General features: G+C 66.3%; 5 protein-coding genes. 1 reads left to right on the forward strand and 4 read right to left on the reverse strand.

All coding sequences use genetic code 11. The annotated features are described in order from the left end of the window. On the forward strand, positions 1-824 hold an 824-nt coding region (locus KA184_17405; GenBank protein MBP8131359.1), incomplete at its 5' end, for a hypothetical protein. A gap of 4 nt (positions 825-828) precedes the next feature. Here KA184_17405 and KA184_17410 read toward each other — a convergent pair. The 4 genes from KA184_17410 to KA184_17425 all read right to left on the reverse strand — a co-directional run. After that, positions 829-3,069 (reverse strand): YfhO family protein, encoded by a 2,241-nt coding sequence (locus tag KA184_17410; GenBank protein ID MBP8131360.1) that lies wholly within the window; start codon positions 3,067-3,069, stop codon positions 829-831. 180 nt (positions 3,070-3,249) lie between these two features. Next, on the reverse strand, positions 3,250-4,632 hold the full coding sequence (gene lpdA, locus KA184_17415; protein ID MBP8131361.1) for a dihydrolipoyl dehydrogenase: 1,383 nt from the start codon (positions 4,630-4,632) through the stop codon (positions 3,250-3,252). 25 nt (positions 4,633-4,657) lie between these two features. Beyond that, on the reverse strand, positions 4,658-5,989 hold the full coding sequence (locus KA184_17420) for a 2-oxo acid dehydrogenase subunit E2 (GenBank protein ID MBP8131362.1): 1,332 nt from the start codon (positions 5,987-5,989) through the stop codon (positions 4,658-4,660). 2 nt (positions 5,990-5,991) lie between these two features. Continuing rightward, positions 5,992-6,992 (reverse strand): mannitol dehydrogenase (locus KA184_17425; protein MBP8131363.1); only part of this gene is annotated, 1,001 nt, incomplete at its 5' end.

Here is a 6,992-nt window from a genome sequence, read left to right on the forward strand (position 1 = left end):
ATGATGTATATGCCGCAACGTTTCAGAGCTATTTGCCCGCGGCGTGGTTGTCGCCGGACACGCAGGCGCGCCTGCTGTTGGCGTCGCTCGTGGCGCTGGCGGGCGCTATAGTGCTGCGCAGGCGCGCGCGCGCGGTATTCGACGCGGCCTGGAACTGCATGCGTTGGATCTTGCCCGCATGGGCGCTGCTCTATCTGACCTTTCTCGTGGTCTACCGCACCTTGTACCTCTTCGACCCGGTCAGTCCGCGTCTCGCCCTGCCCGGGTCGCTGTTTCTCATTCCGATGCTGGCGGCAGCGACACTCGCGGCGGCCCAGCCAAGCGGCCGCGCAGTGGCGCCGGCCGCGGCGGCGTTCGCGGCGCTCGCGGTTTGCCACGCCGTCTACGCCCTTTCCACAACGCCGCACGACAGCATTCCGGGACGCGTCGCACACTCGGAACGGCTGACGTGGGTCGCGGAAAACACGACGCCGGAAGACGTGATTATCGGCGACATGCTCATCGATCTGCCCGCGTATTGCGGGCCGCGCCGTTGTCTCTCCTTCTTTCCCCTGGAGGCGGCGCGGTACCATCTCACGGCCGACGGCCTCTCTGCGTTTCTGAAGCCGCGCCTGGGCCATTTTGAAAAGGCCTATATCGTTGTGCGGCGTATCGCTTACACCGAGCCCGCTTACGAGCAGCTTTGGCGGCGCTGTTGCGGCGATTTCGTTGCGGACCTCGTCTACGGCCGTCCCCTGGCTCGGCCGGGCGTGCGCCGCGCGGCCACGCTCAAGGATGGACAGGTGTTCGAGGTGGACGCGGCACGCTTCGTCGCGGGACCATAGGCGCTCAGAGACTGGGCGCGGCACGCCAGCGCTGATGCGCGAGACGCCCGAGCCCATAAACCACGATCAGGGCCGCGATGCCGCTCAGAACCAGTCCCACGATGAACGACTGCGGCTGGTACCGGAACTCAATGACGTGCACGCCCTCGCTGACTCGGACGCCCCGGAACAACCCGTCCACGGGAAAACTGTCCGTAACCACGCCGTCGAGCGTCACCTGCCAGCCGGGGTACCACGCGTCAGCCAGGACCAGCACGCCGCGCCGGGGCGTGTCCACCTGCACGCGAATCCAGTTGTTCGCGCCGTGCATTTCCACGGAGGGCACGGCGTCGGAACCGCTGGTCTGTTCCGGAAGCAGCGGCGTCTCCATGGTGGGCAACCGGTCCCACCCGACTATCTCCGGGTCGAAAGATTCAACGGGCCGCCACATATAGGCCATCCAGGCGCGCGGCTTCGCCTCGCGGTCCTCGAACAGCACCGCTCCGGAAGCAAATACGTGGCGGATACCCAGCATCGGGCGCACGGATGCGAAATCACCCTGAATATCTTCTTTCGTGAGCAGCAGCAGCCGGGACCCGGCTCGGCGCAACATGAGCGGGTCGCGCTTCACGATATCCATGAATGCGCGATACCGGTCCAATTCAACGCCGCCGGGATTATGCAGCTGTGGAATACCATGCGCCGACAACGGCCATCGGGCAAGGGCATCGCTTCCGCTGATACGTTCCTGCGAGGCGCGCAATTCCCGAATGAAGGCGGTCTCCGGGAAAACCTCGGCCGCGGGCGTCATGGGGACGGAAGCGCCCAACACCCACCATAGCGACGCGCCGGCAAGCACCGCCGAAGCGTAGCCGGCGAAACGAACGTTGGGCCGGAATAACGTCACGGCCAGAAGCACGGCCACCAGCACCGCCATGCAGGCGGCTGCGGCCATCTCGCCCCGCCACGCGGGCGCGGCACCCTCGGCGCCGCTCGCGCATGCCAGCGACAGGACGAACAGCACGCCCCAGAAGACAGGCGCGGACCACAGCAGCCGTCCCAGCGCCGCCCTGCACTGTTCCGCGTTCAGCTCGTGCCATTCCTCGAGGGCCGCCGCGGCCACCCATGCAAAAACGAGCCCGCCCATGCAGAGCAAACCGGGAACCGCCGCGGTCCATCCGGCGAGGGATGCAGCAATGGCCGCTGCCGCGAACAGGACGAACGTCAGCAGCAGCCCTTCGTAGCGCTGGCGAATCGGGCGTTCCACGAACTGGCGCACCGCGAACCAAAGGGCGAACAACAGCAGCGAAACCGTGCCCGGATGCATCAAGGCGGCGAAGGGAGCGGCGCCCGCTCCTTCCGAGGACGCGATACTGGGCGCAAGCAGAGCGGCCAGGTGCGCCGCGCGCAGCGGCGGTTGCTGCCCGGCCGACGCGACACCGCCCCGGTTGATGAATTCAAGATACGGCACGAGTTGAACGCCCGCCAGCACGAGGCCCAGCGCCAGCGTCACAAGCAGGGCCGCCGATGCGCCGCGCAGCCGGCCCCGTGTTCCCTGACCTCGCGCGCGCAGCGCCAGATACACGAACGCAAACAGCATCAGGGACATGAATACGAGCACGTCGCCGCCCAATGCCATGAGCGCCACGGTGACGGCGCCCAGCGGCCACGCGCGGTAGTGACCCAGCGCGAGGCGTTCGGCGAACATGAGCAACAGCGGCAGCCACGCCGCCGCATCGGCCAAGGGAAACGCCCCCCAGATGAAAACGGGCGCGCTCAGCTGAAACGCCACTGCGGCAAGAAGCGCCAGCGGCGCCGGGAACCCGAATTTGCGCGACACGTACCATGCGCAGAAACCCGCCGCGATCATCTTCAACAGGAGCGACCACGCAATGGCCTGGTGCAGCGGCATTACATGGAACGGGAGCGTAAATGGCGAAAAGACGCGCGTGCGCAGCGCCGCGAGGAACGGCGTGCCCGCGCCCTCGTCCGGATTCCACAGCAAGGATTCGTAATTGCGCGCGGCGCGGTTGACAAACGCGAATTCCGAATAGATGCGGCGGCTCTGTTCCCTCGCGAAGCAGGAACCGCCGGGTTCGAGCCCTTCCGGGCGCGCATCCTGCCACGGCGCTTCAAACAGCGGCTCCTGAAGCGCCATGGGCACATGCGTGCCGACCGCCGCCGGCAACAGCGCCCCAAAGGGCAGCAGAAACAGCACGCTCAGGCAGAACAAGCTCTCAAACGCGGCTCGGTATCGTGGTCCCACGGTAGCGTCTCTCCCGTGTGCAGGCGGCGCCGTTCACCCGCCATCGTGAGCAGGCGCCCGCCACGCCAGCATGCCGAACAAGACCCGCCACGGCCTGCTCAGCGTAACCATAGCACGATTGTCAGCGCAACGCACCACCCAATTTGCATTTGCGGCCCGGCTCAACCGCCCGCCCGCGCTTCACTTCCTGCGCGGCGGCGTGTGAATGCCCATGCCGTAATAGTCCTCCGCGGCTTCCATCATCGCTTCCGACAGCGTCGGGTGCGTGTGGATCGTGTGCGCGATCTCCTCGACGGTCGCCTCCATCTTCATGGCAAGCGCGGCCGCGGCGATCAACTCGCCCGCCTCGTGGCCCATGATGTGCACGCCGATCAGTTCGTCCGTGCGCGCATCGCCCACAATCTTGACCATGCCTTCGGTCTCGCCCATGGCGTGGGCGCGCCCATTCGCCACGAACAGGAACCGCCCCGTCTTCACGGGGATCTTCTGTTCCACGGCTTCCTGTTCCGTAAGACCGACGTTCGCGACCTCGGGCATCGTGAACGCGCATGAGGGCACGACGCGATAGTCCATCTTCTTGTTTCCGCCGCACGCATTCGCCGCCGCAACCAGCCCCTCGGCGGACGCGCCGTGGGCCAGCCAGGTCTTGCCGACGACATCGCCGATGGCGAAAATGCCCGGCACGCTGGTTTCCATGCGTTCGTTCACGACGATATCGCCCCGCGGCCCGGTCTTGACGCCCGCATCCAGCGCAAACTCCGAATTGCAGCGCATGCCGACCGCAACCAGCAACAGGTCCACGGTGACCGTCCCGGCTTTCGCGCCTTCCAGATGCAGCACGAGTCCGTCTTTCTTGCGGTCAAGCCTGGCCACCTTCGTGCCCGTGCGGACATCCATCCCTTTCTTCTTCAGGCCGGCTTCGAAGCGCTTCGTCAATTCCGCATCCGATTTCGGCAACACGTTCGGCATCATCTCGATGAGAGTCACGTCCGCGCCGAACGCGTTCCAGGCACAGGCAAACTCGGCGCCCAACGGCCCCGCGCCGACCACCGCGATGCGTTTCGGCAGCTGCGTCAACTCGAGCGCGTCCGTGCTGTCGATCACGGCCTTGTGATCGAACTCCATGCCGGGAACGTTCCCGGGCCGGCCGCCCGTGGCCACGATCAGCGCGTTCGCCTTGATCTCTTCCTTGCCGGCGAGCACGCGGCCCGCAGCGGGCACGCGCGCCTCGCCGCGCACCACTTCTATACCCCGAGCCTTGAATAAGGTTTCGATCCCGCCCGTATTGACGGCAACGACCTTCTTCTTGCGCTCGACCATTTTCCGCAGGTCAAACCCTTTCAGGTCGAGTTTGAGGCCCAATTCGTCCGCGTGCTGCAATTTCCGGAAAAGTCCGGCGGAATATATAAGCGTCTTGGTCGGGATGCACCCGACGTTCAGGCACACGCCGCCGAGCATCTTGCGCTCGACGACCACAACGCGCCTGCCCAGTTGCGCCGCGCGGATCGCCGCGACATAACCGCCCGGTCCGCTGCCGATTACGCACACATCACATTCGCGCATACCATCTCCTTTCAACCGCGGCCCATTAGACCTGGAATTCCACCTGTTCGAGAACCTGCTTCAAACGGCCCATGAACTGCGCCGCAACCGCGCCGTCGATCACCCGGTGGTCGCTGGACATCGTCATTTTCATCATGGGACGGATGAGGATGGCCCCTTCGCGCGCGACCACGCGGTCCGTAATGGCCCCGACAGCGATGATCGCGCTGTCCGGCTTGTTGATAATCGCCGTGAAACTCTCCACGCCGAACACGCCCATGTTGGAGACCGTGAAGGTGTTGCCCGTATAGTCGTCGGGCAGCAGCTTGTTCGTTTTCGCCTTTTCGACCAGCGCTTTCGACGCCTTGGCCAGGCCCTCGATCGACAGCAGTTGCGCCTGTTTGACCACCGGCACTACCAGCCCGTTCGGCAACGCCACGGCAACACCCAGATTCACGTCCGCCACTTCTTCAATGGCGTCGCCCGCCCAGCGCGCGTTCACCTGCGGAAACTCGCGCAGCGCGCGCACCGCCGCGAACAGCACCAGGTCGTTGAACGACGCCTTGAAGGGAAGCTTTTCGCGCAGCGACTTGATCCCCCCCATGTCGACCTCGACCGTCACGTAATAGTGCGGAGCCGAGTATTTACTCTCCGACATGCGCTGGGCGATGATCCGGCGCATCGGCGTCAAGGGTATGCGACGCACTCCTTCCACCGGCGCGGCGGGCTGCTGGGCCGCCTTCGCAGGCGCTTCTTGCGCGCGCAGCACGTCGTCCTTCATCACCTTGCCCCGCGCGCCCGTGCCCGCGACCGACGCCAAATCCACCCCCGCCTGTTCCGCGACGCGGCGCGCCACCGGCGTGGCGCGCACGGGCGACGCGCCCGCGGCAGCCACAACATCCTTCGCCATCACGCGTCCGCCCACGCCGGAACCCGCGGCCCGCGCAGGGTCCACGCCCAGTTCCGCGGCGGCCTTGCGCGCACGCGGCGAAACCGGACCGCGGGACTCGGCGGAGACAGGCGCCGCAACGGGGGCAGCCGCGACCGGGGCCGCCACTGCGCCAACCTGCGCGGCTGCGGGCGCTTCCACGCCCGCCGACACGCCGGCCGCGCCGTATTGCGACAGGTCCGGCAGCGGTTCGCCAGGTTCGCCGATAAGCGCAATAACCGTGAGAACGGGCACCTCGATGCCCGGTTCGAGCAGAATCTTGCGCAGCACGCCCGCCGCGGGCGATTCGCATTCCACCTCCGCCTTGTCGGTCTGGATCGAGAATAAGGGTTCGCCCATCGCGACCTGGTCGCCTTCGCGCTTCAACCACTGGACTACCGGGGCCTCCTCGACGGATTGCCCCATTTTTGGCATACGTACTTCGTGCATGGCTACTCCTGTGCTATCCAACCGTCTCGTGCGAGACGTTCCTCTGCCCGGCAAATCACTGCGGCAAGCGGCGCATCCGCGTCCAGGCCGCACACCGCCTTTAGGGCCCCCGAAAGACCAGCTTCCGTGCGGATGCGTTGAAGGGATTGCGCGGCCGGATCATCCCGGGGATCGTAGCGCATTGCGGCGGCGGCTGCAAACGCGATGCCTTCCGGGGAGATTCCCTGCTCGAGGCACATGCACGCCGCGCCGATGAGCCGGTCGTGCCGGCCCAGCTTGCGCAGGGGGTCCCGGGCCACGCGCGAAACCTGGTCGCCGAGCGCCCGGTTGGCGTAGCGGCGGAGCAGGTCCTCGCCATGGGCTCGCAGCGCGTCCAGCGCCAGCCCGTGCCGCGCGTGCATGCCGCGGCAGCTCTCATCCAGCGCCTGCTCGACCACGGCGCGCACCCGCGCGTCCGCGACGGCCTGCCAGATGTATTCATGGCCTTGCAGCGCGCCGAGATAGGCCGCGGCCGCATGACTCATGTTGTGTACGAACAGCTTCCGCTCGACGTACGCGCCAAAATTCGGCATAGGCTTCATGTGCGCGATATCGGGAATAGCGCCGCGGAAAGCCGCCGCGTCCACCGGCAACTCGCAATAGGGCTCGACACAGACCAGCAACGGGTCCTCGGCCTTGATCGCGTCCGTCATGACCGGAACCATCCGCCCTATCGACGCCTCGACGAAACCCGTTTTTTCCTCGAGAATGGGGTGCTGCCGCGGCGCCAGGTGCTTGCGCACCTCGCCGCGCAAGAAGGGGCCCGCGTTGAGCAGATTCTCGCACACGATGATGTTCAGCGGCGGCGCGGAATCCGTTTCAAAACGCAAGGCAAGACCTTTGGCCAGCAGCGGCGCGATGCGCGGCAGCACGTTCACCCCCACGGCCGTCGAGGCAAGGGACGCTTCGGCAATCGCACGCGTCACGGCTTCGGTATCCGAGGCGTGCACGGCGTCCACGTCCC

This window comes from Candidatus Hydrogenedentota bacterium (assembly GCA_018005585.1).
Taxonomy (GTDB): domain Bacteria; phylum Hydrogenedentota; class Hydrogenedentia; order Hydrogenedentales; family JAGMZX01; genus JAGMZX01.

What these genes read in the sequence shown, in the direction of transcription:
- lpdA (MBP8131361.1), bottom strand. Translation starts at nt 4,632, where the DNA reads ATGCGCGAATGTGATGTGTGCGTAATCGGCAGCGGACCGGGCGGTTAT.
- KA184_17420 (MBP8131362.1), bottom strand. Translation starts at nt 5,989, where the DNA reads ATGCACGAAGTACGTATGCCAAAAATGGGGCAATCCGTCGAGGAGGCC.